The sequence below is a fragment of the Micromonospora sp. NPDC005707 genome, assembly GCF_040631005.1.
Lineage (GTDB): Bacteria > Actinomycetota > Actinomycetes > Mycobacteriales > Micromonosporaceae > Micromonospora.
In genome coordinates this window covers 187,718-203,074 of sequence record NZ_JBEXYR010000005.1, presented here as the reverse complement: position 1 = coordinate 203,074, position 15,357 = coordinate 187,718, and the positions used below count along the sequence as shown (strand labels likewise).

Genomic DNA, 15,357 nt, shown 5'->3' with positions numbered 1-15,357 from the left:
GGCCGGTCAGTGCCCGTGGCGCTGGTCGTGCGGCTCGCGACTGCGCCCCAGGGCGTCCACCCGGCCCCAGCGGCCCGGGATGTCCAGCAGCTCCACCCGACCCATCCCGGTCGGAACGGCGGGATCGATGATCAGGTGCTCGCCCTGCGGCTCCAGGCCGAGCATCACCCGCAGCAGCAGCAGCGGGGTGCCGGCCGACCAGGCCTGCGGGCTGCACGCGGTCGGGTATTCCACGGGATAGTCGGTGAGGTCGCGCTCGTAGCCGGCGAACGACTCGGGTAGCCGCCCGTTGAAGTAGCGGGACGCGCTCAGCATCGCGTCGCAGATCTGCCCGGCCTCCTCCCGGAAGCCGTACTTCCACAGGCCCCAGGCGATGATCGAGTTGTCGAACGGCCAGACCGTGCCCACGTGGTAGCCGATCGGGTTGTAGCGGCTCTGGTCGTCGGCGAGGGTCCGTACACCCCAGCCGGAGAAGAGCCGCGGCCCGAGCAGGTGCCCGGCGACGGTCGCCGCGCGGGACTCGTCGACGATGCCGCTCCAGAGCAGGTGACCGATGTTGGAGCTGAGCGCGTCCACGTGCCGCCCGTCCGGGTCCAGGGCGAGCGCGTAGTACTCCCGCCCGGGGATCCAGAAGTCCCGGTTGAACCGCTCCTTCAGCGCCGCCGCCTCCCGCTCCAGCCGGTCCGCGTACGCCGGGTCGTTCCAGAACGTCCGGGCCAGCCGGGCGCCCCGCAGCTTGGCGTCGTACGCGTAGCCCTGCAGTTCGCAGGTGGCCCGGGGGAACGCCGGCAGCCGGCCGTCGGAGTAGGAGATCGAGTCCCAGGAGTCCTTCCAGCACTGGTTCGCCAGGCCGGTCTCCGGGTTGCGGGTCATGTACCAGATGTAGCCCGTGCCGAGCAGGTCCCCGTACGTGTCGAGCCAGGCCAGCGCCGCCCGGGTCTCCTGCTCCAACTGCCTGACCAGCTTCGTGTCCCCGGTCCACCGCTCGTACTCGTCGAGCAGGATCACGAACAGCGCCGTGGTGTCGGCCGAGCCGAAGTACGGCGAGTGCGGCTGCTCCTCGAAGCCGGCGGTCTCGCCGTAGCGCAGCTCGTGCAGGATCTTGCCGGGCTCCTCGTCCCGGAAGTCGTCCACCCGGCTGCCCTGGAGGCCGGCCAGCATGAGGATGGTCGGCGGGACCAGCTCCGGCAGGAACGGCAGCACCTGGAGCGAGGTGAAGATGCTGTCCCGCCCGAACAGGGTCATGAACCAGGGCAGGCCGGCGGCGAGCAGCCGTACGCCCAGCGCGATCGACTCGTACCGGAGCGCGGCCAGGTCGTTCAGGCTGCGCCGGTACGCCCCGGCCAGCGGCTGACAGTCGCAGCCGAGCTTCGGCGCCCGCTCGATCAGCTCGTTCTGCTCGGCGTGGATGGCCTGCACCGAGCGCTGCCCGCCGAGCGGCAGGGTGGCCCGGATGTCCTCCCCCCGGGCCCCGTAGATCTTCGTCCCCACGTGCAGCTGGGTGGTCCACTCGCCGTGCGGCCCCACCCGGACCCGGAAGGTCAGCCCCTCCCGGTCGACCTCGGCGGGCTCGCTGCTGGTCACCACCGCCTCCCGGTGGAATCCCTCCCGCCGGTAGGTGAGCCGCAGCTGGTTCTCGCTGACCGTGGGCCTGGTGTGCCCCTTCTTCTGCCGCTGGTGCTTGATCTCGAACAGGTCGGCGAAGTCGGAGCCGATGTCCAGCCGGAGCATGAACTCCACCTCCTGACCGGAGTGGTTGAGCAGCGTCAGCTCCTCGTCGAAGCTGCCGCCGATCGACCGGCTGCGGATCAGCGAGACCTTGGCGTCCAGGTAGTGCGTCGGCTCCCCGGGCACCAGGAAGAACCGGGTCCGGTACGACAGCGAGTCGTCGATCGAGAGCGCGTGCAGCCGCTGCCCGTTCAGGGTGAGCAGCCAGGTCGAGATGAACCGGGTGTCGAAGGAGAAGAGCCCGGTGGGGAAGTCGAACGACGGCTCGATGTCGCCGCGCCGGTCGCTGACCAGGAAGGTGTTGCCGTCCAGGATGCTGACGCGTTCCCTCATGCCGACCGCCGGACGTGTTCGCGGGCGCTCTCCCGGGGATCCCGGACGCCGGGCGGGTCGGGGAAGAACCGGCGGAACATCAGGAAGAGCACCACGTTGCCGCTGAACGTGGCCTCGTTGCGCAGCACCGCCGCCATGGCGGCCTCCCGGCCGGTGACCAGCTCCTCGAACAGCTCGGCGCTGATCGTGAAGACGGCGTCGGCCGGCAACTGCTCCCGGGACACCTGGATGGTCCCCGGCGCGATCTCCAGAAACCAGTGCTCGGTGCGGTTTCCGGTGGTCAGGTCCAGCTGGAGGCGGCCGCGGGTGGGCCCGCGCAGCACCGCCGGGGCACGCGCCGGCAGGGATGCGAAGAACCGCTCGATCGCCTCGCCCACATCAGGATCGTAGGCAGTGGCCGGACATGTCGGGCCAGGATCGGCAGTCCGCGCGTAACGGACATTCGCCGCGCGGTCGGGTCGGTCAGTAGACCAGGGCCTGGGCGCCCTCGGCCATCGCCTCCTCGACGAAGACCGCCGCCCCGGCGATCCGTACGCCGGGGATGACGTCGTCCTGGCCGATGTCGCGGCGGGCCGCGCACTGGGTGCAGGCGGTCACCCTGCCGGTGGTCAGGATGACGTGCAGCAGTTCGGCCAGCGGCGCGGAGTGCGGCAGGTCGAAGGTCTGCGCCCGCCCGGGCAGCGCGAACCAGGTCGACTCCCCGGTGAGCCAGAGCGACACGTCCACCCCGGCGGCGGCCGCCGTGGCGGCCACGGTGAAGGCCTGCGCGCAACGCTCGGGGGCGTCGGCTCCGGCGGTGGCCTTGACGACGAGAGTGCGGGCCATGACGCCCAGCATAGGATGGCCGGGATGGTTACCGAGATCGGGTTCGTCAGCCTGCTGGTCGCCGGCCTGGGCGCGCTCGCCGGTGGCCTGGTCTACCTGGCCGTACGCATTTCGAGAGGAAAATGGTGAGCGCGAGGAGTGAGCCGGGTTTGCGAGCCCCGCAGTCGCGAACGAAGGTGGCGCGGTGAGTGAGAACCCGCTTCAGCCGCCGTGGCTGAACGCGCCGCCGGTCGACCCGTATCCGTACGAGGAGAGCCACGACCTGCGCGTCGGCCCGAAGCTGCACCGGAGCCTGGACGGCCTGCTGCCGTACATCGGGGTGTGGCGCGGGCGGGGTCGCGGCGGGTTCCCCACCATCGAGGACTTCGACTTCGCGCAGGAGATCCGGATCAGCCACGACGGCCGGCCGTTCCTGTTCTACGAGTCCCGCGCCTGGATCCTCGACGACCAGAGCCGCCCGGTCCGCCCGGCCGGCCGTGAGGTGGGCTGGTGGCGTCCGGTGCTGGACGGGGACCGGGTGACCGACGAGCTGGAAGCGCTCATGACCACGCCCACCGGCGTGATGGAGCTGCACATCGGCAAGCGCAAGGGCACCCAGATCGAGTTCGTCACCGACGCGGTGGTCCGCACGGCCACGGCGAAGGAGGTCACGGCGGGTGCCCGCCTCTTCGGCATCGTCGAGGGCGCCCTCCTCTACGCCCAGGAGATGGCCGCCGTGGGCCACCCCCTGAGCCCCCACCTGTCGGCCCGCCTGACCCGTGTAGCCGGCTAACCCCCTCCCCGCCTGCCCCACCCCCCGCCCCACCCCACCCACCCCGCCTCACCCGTTGATCATGAAGTTATTGCCCGCCACAGCGGCGTGTCGGCGCAATAACTTCATGATCAACGCTGTCAGAGGTCGGGAGGTCGGGAGGCCGGGGGGCCGGGGGGCCGGTCAGGGGTGTGGGTGACCCAGGAGGGACTGGGCCGTGGCGGTGTGGGGGGACGGGGGGCGGGGGGTTTTGTCGAGCGAGCGCACCTCGGCCAGGCCGCGGAGGGATGACGTGAGCCAGATGGCGTCGGCCTCGTGCAGGTCGGCCAGGGTGGGCAGGCGTTCGTCGGCACGGAAGCCCAACTCGTCGGCGTGGTCGAGAAGCCAGCCTGCGGTGACGCCGGGGAGGATGCCGGTGGCCGCGGCCGGGACCGTGCACAGGGTGCCGTCGGTCAGCCAGACCACGTTGGCGGTCGGCGCCTCCAGCACGTAGCCGTCGGTGGAGACCCAGAGCACGTCGTCCACCCCGGCCCGCTCGGCCCAGCGACGGGCGGCGGTGCTCAGCGCGTACGAGGTGGACTTCACACCGTTCGGGAGCCACCCCAGCTCGGGGCGGGACCGGGCGGCCACCCCGAGCGGCAGGGTGGCGACCGTCACCCCGTCGCGCCGGGCCCGCCGCGCGGCGGCCGGCACCTCGCCCAGCGTGGCGTAGACCGTCGGCGCCCCGCCGCCCTCCGGCCCTCGGGTGCAGACCAGCCGCACCGCGCCCTCGACCTCCGGCGGCCAGCCCGCGCGGACCGTGTCCAGCAGCTCGACCAGCACGTCGGTGGGCGGCAGCGCCAGCCCGATGGCCGCCGCGCCGGCCCGCAGTCGGGCCAGGTGGGCGTCCCGCAGCCAGGGCTCCGCACCGCGCAGGTGCATCGTCTCGAACAGGCCGTCGCCGTGCAGCACGCCCCGGTCGTCGCCGCGCAGCACCGCCTCACCGGCCGGCACGACGCCCCGGCCCGGCACGGCCACCCGCGTCGCCACCACGAGCGCAGCGTAGTGGCGTACCCCGCCGGCGGGCGGACCGGCGCGGCGGCCGAACTATGATCGGACGGTGTCCGAATCCTCCCTGGCGGAACTGCTCCGCTCCCGTGGGCTGCGGCTGACGGCGCAGCGGCAGTTGGTCCTCCAGGCTGTCCTGGACCTGGGGCACGCCACGCCGGAGCAGGTGCACACGGCGGTGCGCGAGGTGGCCGCCGGGGTCAACATCACGACGATCTACCGGACGCTGGAGCTGCTGGAGCGCCTCGGTCTGGTGACACACACCCACCTGTCGCACGGCTCGCCGACCTACCACGCGGCCGGTGAGCACCAGCACGTCCACCTGGTCTGCCGGGAGTGCGGTGCGATCGACGAGATAGACCCCGAGCTGCTCCGGCCGCTGGCCGACCAGTTGGCCGCGCAGCGGGGATTCCAGGTCGACATCGGGCACGTGGCGCTGTTCGGCGTCTGCGGCCAGTGCGAGGACGGGGAACGCAAATGATCGACATCGCGGGCGCGGTGACCGCCGAGGCCATCGACGAGGAGACCCGGGAGCAGCCCGAGCCGGCCCACCGGGCGGCCGGGGTCGGCCCGGTGGCCGCCCACTACGGCGACCCGATGCGCGAGCAGCGCACCCTGGCCACCGGCGTCGGCCTGGTGGACCGCTCGCACCGGGGCGTGATCGCGGTCCCCGGCGAGGAGCGGATGACCTGGCTGCACACGCTGACCAGCCAGCACCTGGCCGCGCTGCGCCCGTGGCAGGGCAGCGAGCTGCTGGTGCTCTCCCCGCACGGGCACGTCGAGCAGCACGCCCTGGTCGCCGAGGACGGCGAGACCACCTGGCTGGACACCGAGCCCGGGATGACCGGCGGCCTCCTGTCCTATCTGGAGCGGATGCGGTTCTTCAGCAAGGTCGACCCGCGCGACGTCACGGCCGACCACGCGCTGCTCTCGCTGGTCGGGCCGGAGGCCGCCGGCGCGCTCGGCACCCTCGGGGTCACCGGGCTGGCCGCGCCCGACGTGGTCGCGGTGCCGGGTCCGAAGTTCCGCTCCGGCGAGCTGCCGTCCCGGCCCTCCGTCGTGTACGACGTGAAGCCGCTGCCCGTCGGCGGCTGGGCCCGGCGGGTGCCGCTCGGCGTCGACCTGCTGGTGCCCCGCGCGGCGATGACCCAGGTTGTCGACGAGCTGCGCGGCGCCGGTGTGCCGGTGGCCGGGCTGTGGGCGTACGAGGCGCTGCGGGTGGCCGCCCGGCAGGCCCGGGCCGGGGTGGACACCGACCACCGGACAATTCCCGCCGAGGTGGGCCTGATCGGGTCGGCCGTGCACCTGGACAAGGGCTGCTATCGCGGCCAGGAGACGGTGGCCCGGGTGCACAACCTGGGCAAGCCGCCGCGCCGGCTCGTCCTGCTGCACCTGGACGGGGTGACCACGGACCAGCCGCCGGCCGTCGGCACGCCGGTGACGCTGGACGGCCGGGCGGTCGGCTTCGTGGGCACCGCGGTGCACCACTTCGAGCTGGGCCAGATCGCCCTCGCCGTGGTCAAGCGGAACGTGGCCGACGACGCTCGGCTGATGGTGGGGGAGACGGCCGCCGCCATCGATCCGGCGTAAGGGATGCCGCCCAGGCGGCGCTGAAGCGGAAAATCTTCTGCTTCCGGGCGTCGTCGCGGCCGATTCTGCTGCTTCCGGCTGTCGACCGGAGGGGAGTCGGCGGTTTAGGATCCCGACATGACCACAGGGACGTTGATCACGGTTGCCCCCACCGGCGCGGAGTCGGCCAAGGCGGAGGTGCCGGCGCTGCCGGTGACCCTCGACGAGCTGCTGCTCACCGCCAAGGAGTGCGAGGCGCTCGGTGCCGCCGTGATCCACGTCCACATCCGTGACGACGAGGCGAGGCCCACCCTCGACCAGGGCCGGCTGCGGGAGACCGTGGCGGCGCTGCGGCAGAGCACCGACCTGATCGTGCAGCTCTCCTCCGGCGGCGCCGTGACCGACCCGGAGGCCGCCCGGCTGGCCGTGCTCGACGCCGCCCCGGACATGGCCTCCTGCACCATGGGCACGGTCAACTTCGGCGACGACGTGTTCCTCAACCGCTGGGAGTTCATCGTCGACCTGCACACCCGGATGCAGGAGCGGGGCGTCGTCCCCGAGTACGAGATCTTCGAGCTCGGCCACCTCACGGCGCTCCAGCGCCTGCTCGGCAAGTACGGGCTGCCGCACGGCGGGCACGTGCACGTCGACTTCGTGATGGGGGTGCCGGGCGGCATGCCGGGCACCACGGCCACGCTGGTGGCCGCCCACCAGATGTTGCGCGACCTCCCCGAGGGCACCACCTTCTCGGCCACCGGCATCGGGCGCACCACCATCCCCGTGATGCTGGCCTCGCTCTCGGCCGGCGGTCACCTCCGGGTCGGCATGGAGGACACGGTCACCTACGCCAAGGGCCGGCCGGTCGAGTCCAACATGCAGCTGGTCGCCCGCGCCGTCGGCTTCGCCCAGCTCGCCCAGCGCCCTCCGCTGACCACCGCCGAGGCCCGGGCGCTGCTCGGCCTGTAAGCGACGGCCGGCCCGCCACCCCTGTACGCCGGGCGCCGACGTCCCTGGTCACCCCGGTGCCGGCCCCGCCGAGCCCGTCGGTACCGTCCACTGCGTGGGAAAGACGTACGAGGGCGGCGTGCCGCTCGCCGAGGTGGTCCGGTCCGGGTTCGTGGAGGGCTTCCACCGTGGGTCCGTGGCGGTGCTCGACGCTGCCGGCGCGCCGGTGGCCGGGGCGGGGGACGCCACCTCGCCGGTCTTCCCCCGGTCGTCGAACAAGCCGATGCAGGCGATCGGGATGCTCCGGGCCGGCCTGCCGCTGACCGACCCGGCCGACGTGGCGCTGGTCTCGGCGAGCCACGCCGGCGAGGAGTTCCACATCGAGCGCGTCCGCGCCCTGCTGCGCGGCGCCGGCCTCGCCGAGGAGGCGCTGCACTGCCCGCCGGACCTGCCGGTCGGCGAGGCGGCCCGGGAGGCGGTGCTGCGCGCCGGTGGCGCCCCGTCCCGAATCCAGATGAACTGCTCCGGTAAGCACACGGGCATGCTGCTCACCTGCCTGGCCGCCGGCTGGCCGCTGGACGGCTACTGGCGTCCCGAGCACCCACTCCAGCAGCGGCTCACCGCCGCGATCGAGGAGTTCACCGGGGAGAAGGTGGCGGCCGTCGGGGTGGACGGCTGCGGGGCGCCGGTGCTCGCCGTCTCGCTGACCGGGCTGGCGCGGGCCTTCCTGCGGCTGGTCTCCGCCGAGCCGGGCACCGTCGAGCGGACCGTGGCCGACGCCATGCGGGCGTACCCGGAACTGGTCGGGGGCACCCAGGCCGACGACACCCGGCTGATGCGCGGCGTACCCGGACTGCTGGCCAAGGTCGGCGCGGAGGGTGTGATCGCGGCGGCGGTGCCGGAGGTCGGCGCGGTGGCCCTCAAGGTCGACGACGGCGCCGGGCGGGCCCGGATGCCCGTGCTGGTGTCGGCGCTGCGCCGGCTCGGCGTCGAGGCCCCGGTGCTGACCGAGTACGCCGAGATCCCGCTGCTCGGCGGCGGCCTGGCGGTCGGGGCGGTCCGCCCGGTCTGGTAGCCCGGGCGGTCAGCGAAGGAAGTCGAGCAGCGCGGCGTTGACCGGCTCGGGGCGCTCCAGCGGCAGCAGGTGACCGGCATCCGGCACGTCCGGCATCCGAACGCCCCGGGGGGCCTCATCGGCGATCCGGTCGGCCAGCCGGCGGATGTCGGCCAGGTCGTCCGCGCCCGCGCCGGCCAGCACCGGCATCCGCAGCTCGGCCAGCCGGTCGATCGCCGGCGGGTCCAGCTCGCCCGCCTCGACCGCGCTGAGCGCCTGCTCCGCGGCGAGCGCCCGGCGGTCCATCTCCTCGGCGAACCGGATCAGCTCCGGGTCGACGCCGGCCGGCTCGCGGGTCGGGCCGACCACCCAGAACCGCACCTCGCCGGCCGCGGTCGCGGCGAAGTCCTCCGGGTCGACGTCGCCGACCAGCTCCTCCCAGAGCTGCTCGGTCTCCTCGGACCACTCGTTGCCGGAGACCGGTGCGCCGAAGAGGGCCAGCGCGGCGACCCGCTCCGGGTACGCCAGCGCGGTGTCCACCGCGACCTTGCCGCCGAAGGAGCAGCCCACCAGCGCGGCCTGTGTCACGCCCAGCGCGTCGAGCAGCTCGATCACGTCGTCGTGGTGCGCGAAGGGGGAGGGCGGCAGCTCGGAGTCGCCGTAGCCGCGCAGGTCCACGGCGATGACCCGGTGCCGGGCGGCGAGCGCGGGCACCTGCCCTCGCCACATCCGCCGGTCGGCGATGCCGGCGTGCAGCAGCACCACCGGGCTACCGCTGCCCATCTCGTCGTACGTGAGCAGGGCACCGTTGACTTCGATCTTCGCCACGGGGGCACCGTACGGATCCGACACCCGGCACGCAACCGGCTATCCGTGACATCGCTAACTCTGGCAAGCATTTTGCTTGCAGCAGCTAGCAGCGCGAGCTAGCGTGGAGTCATGGCCACCAGCAAGGACCTTCCCGACGTCGGCGGGTTCATTCGCGACCTGCGCCGCAACGCGAAGATCTCGCTGCGGCAGCTCGCCGAGCAGGCCGGCGTCAGCAACCCGTACCTGAGCCAGATCGAGCGCGGCCTGCGCAAGCCGAGCGCCGAGGTGCTCCAGCAGCTCGCCAGCGCCCTGCGCGTCTCCACCCCGGCCATGTACCTGCGGGCCGGGCTGCTGGACGACAAGGAGGGGCAGGGCGTGCTCGCGGCGATCGCCGTCGACCCCGAGCTGACCATGGCCCAGAAGCAGTCGCTCACCCAGATCTACGAGACGTTCCGCCGGGAGAACGCGCGCCTCGCCGAGGCGACCGCGACGGCCGCCGAGGCGACCGCGACAGCCCAGGCGGCCAGCGAGCCGGCCCCGCTCGCCGAGCCGGCCACCGCGCCGGAGGCCCCGGCCACCGTCGCGCCGGCCGCGACCGGCCCCACGACACCGGACGGCACCCCGACCGAGGCGGTCCTCGAGTCGGTCGCCGTCACCGAGGCGGGCCACGCGCCCGCCCCGACCACCGCCGTCCCCCAGAAGAAGACCGCCCGCAGGGTGGTCCGGAAGGCCGCCGGTGCGGCCGAAGAGGAGCAGTCATGACCCAGCCGAAGACCAACCGCATCCCGGCCCCCGTCTACGCGGCCGCCGGCGCCGGCGAGCTCGCCCTCCAGCAGCTGCGCAAGCTGCCCACCGTGGTCGGTGGCCTCGGCACCCGCGTCGTCGCCGACCTGGGCGGCAAGGCCGTCCTCACCGGCTTCGAGCTGCGCCAGAAGGCGACCGAGACGCTGAAGACCGCCAACCTGACCGCGACGGGGCTGCGGGAGAAGGCCGGCTCGGCCGACCTCGACCTCGACAAGCTGCGCGAGGCCGCCAACCTGGACAAGCTCCGCGAGGCCGCCAACCTGGACAAGCTGCGGGAGGCTGCCGGCCGCAACGCCGCCGCCGTGCTGGCCGGCGCGCAGGCCGCGCAGGAGCGCGCCCTGGCCACGTACGCCGAGCTGGTCGCCCGCGGTGAGCGGGTCGTCGGCGCGGGCGTGCTGGAGGCCGCCGACACGGTGAACGCCGACATCGAGGCGACCGAGGCCGACACCACCCCGGCCGCGCCGGCCGCCCAGCCGGCCGAGGTGCCGACCCCGGCCGAGGTGGCCGAGGTCGTCGAGGCCAAGCCGGCCGCCGTGAAGCGGACCCGGGCCACCAAGGCGACCACTGCCAAGGCCACCCCGTCGGCGAAGCTGCCGAGGACCACGAAGCGGACCCGCCCGGCCGCCGAGTGAGTCGAAGCTGGACCGAGACCCCGGACAGCGTCCTGTCGGACGTTTCCGGGGTCTCGGCATAAGCTTGCCGACATGGCCTACGCCGCGCCGCTCTTCTTCGACGACGTCCGCCTCGTGATCGAGCTGATCCTGCTCGTCTTCGCTCTGGTCATCGAGGCTGTCTCCCTGGTGCACGCGATCACCCAACGCTCCGACGCCTTCGCGGCCATCGGCACCCTTCCCAAGGGCGGGTGGATCGCCATCCTGGCGGTCTGCATGGTGCTGACCCTGCTCGGTGTCGGGGGTGGTGTGCTGAGCATCTTCGGCCTGATCGGCGTCGCGGCGGCCCTGATCTACCTGCTCGACGTCCGGGTCGGGCTGCGCGACCTGCACGACGGCCGAGGCTCCTGGTGAGAGGTTTCCGCTGGCCACCGCCGCCCGACGGCGGCCCCCGCACCTGGGGCCCCGGGCCCGGCGCGCCCCGCACCGGCCGGCCGGCCCTGCCGGAGCCGGAAACCGAGCTGGTCACCACGCCCCACGGCGTACGCCTGGAGCGGCTCGTCACCGGCACCGGTGACCCGGTCACCGTGTTCGCGCACGGGCTGGGCAACGGCATCGCCACCACCCGGCCGTTCGGCAGCGGGGTCACCGGCCGGCGGATCTTCTTCCAGTTCCGCGGGCACGGCCGCTCCGACTCGCCGCCCGGCCCGTGGAGCTACCTGGACCTGGCCCGTGACCTCCGCGCCGTCGCCGACCTCGGCGGCGCCACCCGGGCCTTCGGGGCCAGCCTCGGCGCCGGGGCGCTCTGCCGCCTGCTCGTCGAGAGCCCGGAACGCTTCGAGAAGCTCGTCTTCTTCCTGCCGGCCGTGCTGGACACCCCGCGCGGCGAGGTGGCCCGGGCCCGGCTCACCGACCTGCTCGACGCCGTGGCCGACGGGGACGCCTCCGCCCTGGCCGACGTGGTGTCGCTGGAGCTGCCGCCCTCGGTCCGCAACACCCCGGCCGGCTGGGCCTACCTGCGGCAGCGGCTCGACCAGCTGCTCCGCGACGGGCTCGCGCCGGGCCTGGCCGGCCTGCCCGAGCAGGCCCCGCTGCGCGACGCCGGGGTGCTCGCCGGGGTCACGGCGCCGGCCCTGGTGATCGGCTGCGCGGGCGACGACCTGCACCCGGTCACCGTCGCCGAGCAGTTGGCCGCCGCGCTGCCCCAGGCCACCCTGCACGTGTACGACCGGCCGGGCGTGCTCTGGACGGAACGCGCCGACCTGCGGGAGCGGATCTCGACGTTCCTCAACGGGTAACGTCGCGGGTCATGGGCGTCACACACCACGGCCGCACCCACCGCCTCGACCTCGCCGACCCCACCCTGCGGGAATGGCAGTGCACGGTGCTGGCGGCCGATCCCGAGCAGGGCATCGTGCTGGACCGGTCCGCCTTCTATCCGGGCGGCGGCGGGCAGCCGCCGGACCACGGGGTGCTGCTCTGGCAGGGGGTGCAGACCCGGATCGTGGGCACCCGCAAGGGCGACGACCTCTGGCTCGTCCCGGCCGAGGGCGACCCGGTGCCGCCGGTCGGCACCGCCGTCAGCGGCGCGGTAGAGGACACCCGGCGCACCATGCTGATGCGTACCCACTCCGGCCTGCACGTGCTCTGCGGAGTGGTGTTCCGCGACTTCGGGGCGTTGGTCACCGGCGGGAACATGGAGCCGGGCGAGGCCCGGATGGACTTCAACCTCCCCGAGGTGCCGCCGGACTTCAAGGCCCGCATCGAGGACCTGGTCAACGCCGAGGTGGCCGCCGACCGGTCGGTCGCCGTCCGGGTGCTGCCCCGGGCGGAGGCGCTGGCCCTGCCGGACATCATCCGTACCCAGTCCAACCTGATCCCGCCGGAGGAGCAGGAGGTGCGGATCGTCGACATCGTCGGCCTGGACGTGCAGGCCGACGGCGGCACCCACGTCGCCTCCACCGCCCAGATCGGCAAGGTCCAGGTGGTCAAGGTGGAGAGCAAGGGCCGCGCCAACCGCCGGGTGCGGGTGCGCCTGGTCGGCTGAGCCCGCCGGCCGGCGCGGTTCGCGTGACGCCGCCGAATCCGGACCTCCGCTGTCAGGTATCGGTGCCACGGTGGTCCCATGACGACACCGCTGACAGGGAAGATCGCGCTCGTCGCCGGCGCGACCCGGGGTGCCGGGCGGCAGATCGCCGTCCAGCTCGGCGCCGCCGGGGCCACCGTCTACGCCACCGGCCGTTCCACCCGCGAGCGACGCTCCGAGATGGGCCGGCCGGAGACCATCGAGGAGACCGCCGAGCTGGTGACCGCCGCGGGCGGCACCGGCATCGGCGTCGCCGTCGACCACCTCGACCCCGAGCAGGTCCGCCGCCTCGTCGCGCGGATCGACGCCGAGCAGGGCCGCCTCGACGTGCTGGTCAACGACATCTGGGGCGCCGACCCGCTGATCACCTGGGAGAAGCCGGTCTGGGAGCAACCCCTGGACGCCGGCTTCCGCACCCTCCGGCTGGCCGTGGACACCCACATCATCACGAGCCACTTCGCCCTGCCCCTGCTGATCCGCAACCCCGGCGGCCTGGTCGTGGAGATCGGCGACGGGACCAAGGAGTACAACGACACCGAGTACCGGCTCTCGGTCTTCTACGACCTGGCCAAGGTGTCGGTGAACCGGCTCGCCTTCAGCCAGGCGCACGAGCTGGCGCCGCACGGTGCCACGGCGGTCGCGCTCACCCCCGGCTGGCTGCGGTCGGAGGCGATGCTGGAGCACTTCGGCGTCACCGAGGCGACCTGGCGTGACGGCGCGGCGACCGACCCGCACTTCGTCATGTCGGAGACGCCGGCCTTCGTCGGGCGCGCCGTGGCCGCCCTGGCCGCCGACCCGGACCGGGCCCGGTGGAACGGGAAGTCCGTGGACAGCGGCGGGCTGGCCCAGGTGTACGGCTTCACCGACCTCGACGGCACCCGCCCGCACTGGGCGCGCTACTACGAGGAGGTGGTCCGGCCGGGCAAACCGGCGAACGACGCCGGCTACCGCTGACCGGTTCCGTCCCCGGCGTAGAGCGCGGCCGCGCGGCGGGCCGCCTCGGCGCAGCGGGCCCGCAGCTCGGGCGGGTCGAGCACCTCCACCTCGGGGCCGAGGGACAGCAGCTGGGCGTACGCCACCTCGACCGACTCGACGGGCAACCGGAGCACCACCCGGCCCTGCCCGTCGGGCCGGCCCGCGGCGGCGACCGCCTCGGCGTGGACGAACGGGGCGTCGACCAGGTGCCGCAGCGCGCGCAGCCCGGCCGGGCTGAGCCGCACGGTGACCTCGGCCCGGAGGATGTCCCGCAGGAACGCCTCGGCCTGCTCCCGCCAGTACGCCCCCAGGTCGAAGCCCTCGTCCCGCTCGAAGCCCTCCCCGCCGACCTCGACGCCGACCACCCGGTCCACCCGGTAGGTCCGCCACCGGGCACCGACCCGCCCGACCAGGTACCAGACGCCGTTCTTCAGCACCAGCCCGTACGGCGCGACCGACCGGGTCACCTCCCGGTCGCCGCGCCGGTAGCGCAGCTCGACCTGCCGGTCCCGCCAGACCGCCCGGGCCAGCTCGGCCAGCCACGGCGGCGGGTCGGACTCCCGGAACCAGCCCGGCACGTCCAGATGGAACCGCTGGCCCGCGCGGGCCGGCGCGTCCCGCAGGCTCGGCGGCAGCGCGGCGAGCACCTTCAGCTCGGCGCCGGCCACCGCGTCGGCCAGCCCCATGTCGCCGGCCGGGCCGGGCAGCCCGGCCAGGAAGAGCGCCTCCGCCTCGTCCCGCGTCAGCCCGGTCAGCCGGGTCCGGTAGCCGCCGAGCAGGCGGTAGCCGCCGGCCCGGCCGCGGTCGGCGTAGACCGGCACCCCGGCGGCGGAGAGCGCCAGCACGTCCCGGTAGACCGTGCGCTCGGAGACCTCCAGCTCGCGGGCCAGCTCGGCCGCGGTCATCGTCTCCCGCGCCTGAAGCAGCAGCACCAACGAGATCAACCGGGACGCGCGCACCCACCCATCCTGCCCTCCGGCGCGGGACCGGACCGGGATGCGATCGGCCACTAGGCTGTGCCGTCGTGGACGCACCCCGCCTCGCCGCGCCCGTGACCGGCGCCGTCACCCGTTTCCTCGCCGGCGCCGGCCTGCTGCTGCGCGGTCTCGGCCTCTACGTCCGCAGCCCCGGCCTGATGCTGCTCGGGATCGTGCCGGCGCTGATCACCGGCGCGCTGTTCGTGGCCCTGTTCGCCACCCTGCTGTACTTCGTGGACGACCTGGCCGCGCTGGTCACCCCGTTCGCGGACGACTGGTCGGGGACCTGGCGCAGCCTGGTCCGGGTGGTGGCCGGGCTCGCCGTCGTCGGGCTGGCCGGCCTGCTCGGGGTGCTCACCTTCACGGCGGTCACCCTGGCTGTGGGCGACCCGTTCTACGAGAAGATCTCCGAGCGGGTGGAGGACCGCCTCGGCGGCACGCCCGGCGCGGTCGAGGTGCCGTTCTGGGCGTCGCTGCGGCGCAGCATCCTCGACTCGTTGCGCCTGGTCGCCATCTCCGCGCTGGTCGGCGTACCCCTCTTCGTGGCCGGTTTCATCCCGGTGGTCGGTCAGACGGTGGTCCCGGTGGTCGGCGCCCTGGTGGGCGGCTGGTTCCTCGCCCTGGAGCTGGTCGGCGCGCCGTTCTACCGGCGCGGCATGCGACTGCCGGAGCGGCGGTCGTTGCTCAGGGCGGACCGGCCGACCACCCTGGGCTTCGGGGTGGCGGTCTTCGTCTGCTTCCTGATCCCGCTCGGGGCGGTGCTGGTCATGCCGGCCGCCGTGGCCGGGGCCACCCTGCTGGCCCGCCGGTCGCTCGGGCAGTCCGTCGTCGAGGAGGGGTGA

The 15,357-nt window shown here is 73.9% G+C and carries 19 protein-coding genes; 13 read left to right on the top strand and 6 right to left on the bottom strand.

What is annotated here, in order from left to right; translation table 11 throughout:
- Positions 1-6: 6 nt before the first annotated feature.
- From ABZ452_RS11475 to ABZ452_RS11465, 3 genes are all read right to left on the bottom strand, one after another.
- Entirely contained in the window at positions 7-2,061 is a 2,055-nt protein-coding gene (locus tag ABZ452_RS11475) for a glycogen debranching N-terminal domain-containing protein (protein WP_357941447.1), read from the bottom strand.
- Positions 2,058-2,438, bottom strand: coding sequence for an SCP2 sterol-binding domain-containing protein (locus tag ABZ452_RS11470; protein ID WP_357941445.1), 381 nt, complete (start codon positions 2,436-2,438; stop codon positions 2,058-2,060). The genes ABZ452_RS11475 and ABZ452_RS11470 overlap by 4 nt, the downstream gene beginning before the upstream one ends.
- An 85-nt stretch (positions 2,439-2,523) precedes the next feature.
- The gene (locus ABZ452_RS11465; RefSeq protein ID WP_357941443.1) at positions 2,524-2,898 is read right to left on the bottom strand and encodes a DsrE family protein; all 375 of its coding nucleotides are present in this window, start codon (positions 2,896-2,898) and stop codon (positions 2,524-2,526) included.
- A 12-nt stretch (positions 2,899-2,910) separates the two neighbouring features.
- On the opposite strand from ABZ452_RS11465, the gene mtfM reads away from it, so the two are divergent.
- Together mtfM and ABZ452_RS11455 are read left to right on the top strand one after the other, a co-directional pair.
- A complete protein-coding gene (gene mtfM, locus ABZ452_RS11460; protein ID WP_046570768.1) occupies positions 2,911-3,015 on the top strand; it encodes a small membrane protein MtfM in 105 nt (34 codons plus the stop codon).
- A gap of 55 nt (positions 3,016-3,070) precedes the next feature.
- The gene (locus ABZ452_RS11455) at positions 3,071-3,658 is read left to right on the top strand and encodes an FABP family protein (RefSeq protein ID WP_357941441.1); all 588 of its coding nucleotides are present in this window, start codon (positions 3,071-3,073) and stop codon (positions 3,656-3,658) included.
- Between the two features lie 162 nt (positions 3,659-3,820).
- Here ABZ452_RS11455 and ABZ452_RS11450 read toward each other — a convergent pair whose 3' ends face one another.
- Positions 3,821-4,669: an aminotransferase class IV gene (locus ABZ452_RS11450; RefSeq protein ID WP_357941439.1), complete on the bottom strand. Its 849-nt coding sequence runs from the start codon at positions 4,667-4,669 to the stop codon at positions 3,821-3,823.
- 67 nt (positions 4,670-4,736) lie between these two features.
- On the opposite strand from ABZ452_RS11450, the gene ABZ452_RS11445 reads away from it, so the two are divergent.
- From ABZ452_RS11445 to ABZ452_RS11430, 4 genes are all read left to right on the top strand, one after another.
- Positions 4,737-5,165, top strand: coding sequence for a Fur family transcriptional regulator (locus tag ABZ452_RS11445; protein WP_262282865.1), 429 nt, complete (start codon positions 4,737-4,739; stop codon positions 5,163-5,165).
- Entirely contained in the window at positions 5,162-6,274 is a 1,113-nt protein-coding gene (locus tag ABZ452_RS11440) for a folate-binding protein (protein ID WP_357941437.1), read from the top strand. The genes ABZ452_RS11445 and ABZ452_RS11440 overlap by 4 nt, the downstream gene beginning before the upstream one ends.
- Positions 6,275-6,391: 117 nt before the next feature.
- Positions 6,392-7,219, top strand: coding sequence for a 3-keto-5-aminohexanoate cleavage protein (locus ABZ452_RS11435; protein ID WP_357941436.1), 828 nt, complete (start codon positions 6,392-6,394; stop codon positions 7,217-7,219).
- Positions 7,220-7,313: 94 nt separating this feature from the next.
- Positions 7,314-8,273: an asparaginase gene (locus ABZ452_RS11430; protein ID WP_357941434.1), complete on the top strand. Its 960-nt coding sequence runs from the start codon at positions 7,314-7,316 to the stop codon at positions 8,271-8,273.
- A 9-nt stretch (positions 8,274-8,282) separates the two neighbouring features.
- Here ABZ452_RS11430 and ABZ452_RS11425 read toward each other — a convergent pair whose 3' ends face one another.
- Entirely contained in the window at positions 8,283-9,080 is a 798-nt protein-coding gene (locus ABZ452_RS11425; protein ID WP_357941432.1) for an alpha/beta hydrolase, read from the bottom strand.
- A 111-nt stretch (positions 9,081-9,191) separates the two neighbouring features.
- Between ABZ452_RS11425 and ABZ452_RS11420 the strand changes: the two genes are divergently transcribed.
- The 6 genes from ABZ452_RS11420 (at position 9,192) to ABZ452_RS11395 (ending at position 13,517) form a co-directional block, all read left to right on the top strand.
- Entirely contained in the window at positions 9,192-9,824 is a 633-nt protein-coding gene (locus ABZ452_RS11420; RefSeq protein WP_357941430.1) for a helix-turn-helix transcriptional regulator, read from the top strand.
- Positions 9,821-10,498, top strand: coding sequence for a hypothetical protein (locus tag ABZ452_RS11415; protein ID WP_357941428.1), 678 nt, complete (start codon positions 9,821-9,823; stop codon positions 10,496-10,498). The genes ABZ452_RS11420 and ABZ452_RS11415 overlap by 4 nt, the downstream gene beginning before the upstream one ends.
- Before the next feature lie 72 nt (positions 10,499-10,570).
- Positions 10,571-10,891 carry a DUF2516 family protein gene (locus ABZ452_RS11410; RefSeq protein WP_357941426.1) on the top strand — a complete coding sequence of 107 codons (321 nt, stop codon included), beginning with the start codon at positions 10,571-10,573 and terminating at the stop codon, positions 10,889-10,891.
- The gene (locus tag ABZ452_RS11405) at positions 10,888-11,775 is read left to right on the top strand and encodes an alpha/beta hydrolase (protein WP_357941424.1); all 888 of its coding nucleotides are present in this window, start codon (positions 10,888-10,890) and stop codon (positions 11,773-11,775) included. Before ABZ452_RS11410 ends, ABZ452_RS11405 begins: the two co-directional genes overlap by 4 nt.
- An 11-nt stretch (positions 11,776-11,786) precedes the next feature.
- The gene (locus ABZ452_RS11400; protein ID WP_357941422.1) at positions 11,787-12,524 is read left to right on the top strand and encodes an alanyl-tRNA editing protein; all 738 of its coding nucleotides are present in this window, start codon (positions 11,787-11,789) and stop codon (positions 12,522-12,524) included.
- A gap of 78 nt (positions 12,525-12,602) precedes the next feature.
- On the top strand, positions 12,603-13,517 hold the full coding sequence (locus tag ABZ452_RS11395; protein ID WP_357941420.1) for an SDR family oxidoreductase: 915 nt from the start codon (positions 12,603-12,605) through the stop codon (positions 13,515-13,517).
- Here ABZ452_RS11395 and ABZ452_RS11390 read toward each other — a convergent pair.
- The gene (locus tag ABZ452_RS11390) at positions 13,508-14,497 is read right to left on the bottom strand and encodes a YafY family protein (protein ID WP_357941418.1); all 990 of its coding nucleotides are present in this window, start codon (positions 14,495-14,497) and stop codon (positions 13,508-13,510) included. The genes ABZ452_RS11395 and ABZ452_RS11390 overlap by 10 nt on opposite strands.
- Positions 14,498-14,562: 65 nt before the next feature.
- Between ABZ452_RS11390 and ABZ452_RS11385 the strand changes: the two genes are divergently transcribed.
- Positions 14,563-15,357: an EI24 domain-containing protein gene (locus ABZ452_RS11385; protein ID WP_357941416.1), complete on the top strand. Its 795-nt coding sequence runs from the start codon at positions 14,563-14,565 to the stop codon at positions 15,355-15,357.

Bases quoted from the DNA above. Each gene is read 5' to 3' on its own strand.
- ABZ452_RS11420 (WP_357941430.1), top strand. From the start codon at position 9,192: ATGGCCACCAGCAAGGACCTTCCCGACGTCGGCGGGTTCATTCGCGAC.
- mtfM (WP_046570768.1), top strand. From the start codon at position 2,911: ATGGTTACCGAGATCGGGTTCGTCAGCCTGCTGGTCGCCGGCCTGGGC.
- ABZ452_RS11435 (WP_357941436.1), top strand. From the start codon at position 6,392: ATGACCACAGGGACGTTGATCACGGTTGCCCCCACCGGCGCGGAGTCG.
- ABZ452_RS11400 (WP_357941422.1), top strand. From the start codon at position 11,787: ATGGGCGTCACACACCACGGCCGCACCCACCGCCTCGACCTCGCCGAC.
- ABZ452_RS11395 (WP_357941420.1), top strand. From the start codon at position 12,603: ATGACGACACCGCTGACAGGGAAGATCGCGCTCGTCGCCGGCGCGACC.
- ABZ452_RS11475 (WP_357941447.1), bottom strand. From the start codon at position 2,061: ATGAGGGAACGCGTCAGCATCCTGGACGGCAACACCTTCCTGGTCAGC.
- ABZ452_RS11465 (WP_357941443.1), bottom strand. From the start codon at position 2,898: ATGCTGGGCGTCATGGCCCGCACTCTCGTCGTCAAGGCCACCGCCGGA.
- ABZ452_RS11415 (WP_357941428.1), top strand. From the start codon at position 9,821: ATGACCCAGCCGAAGACCAACCGCATCCCGGCCCCCGTCTACGCGGCC.
- ABZ452_RS11440 (WP_357941437.1), top strand. From the start codon at position 5,162: ATGATCGACATCGCGGGCGCGGTGACCGCCGAGGCCATCGACGAGGAG.
- ABZ452_RS11410 (WP_357941426.1), top strand. From the start codon at position 10,571: ATGGCCTACGCCGCGCCGCTCTTCTTCGACGACGTCCGCCTCGTGATC.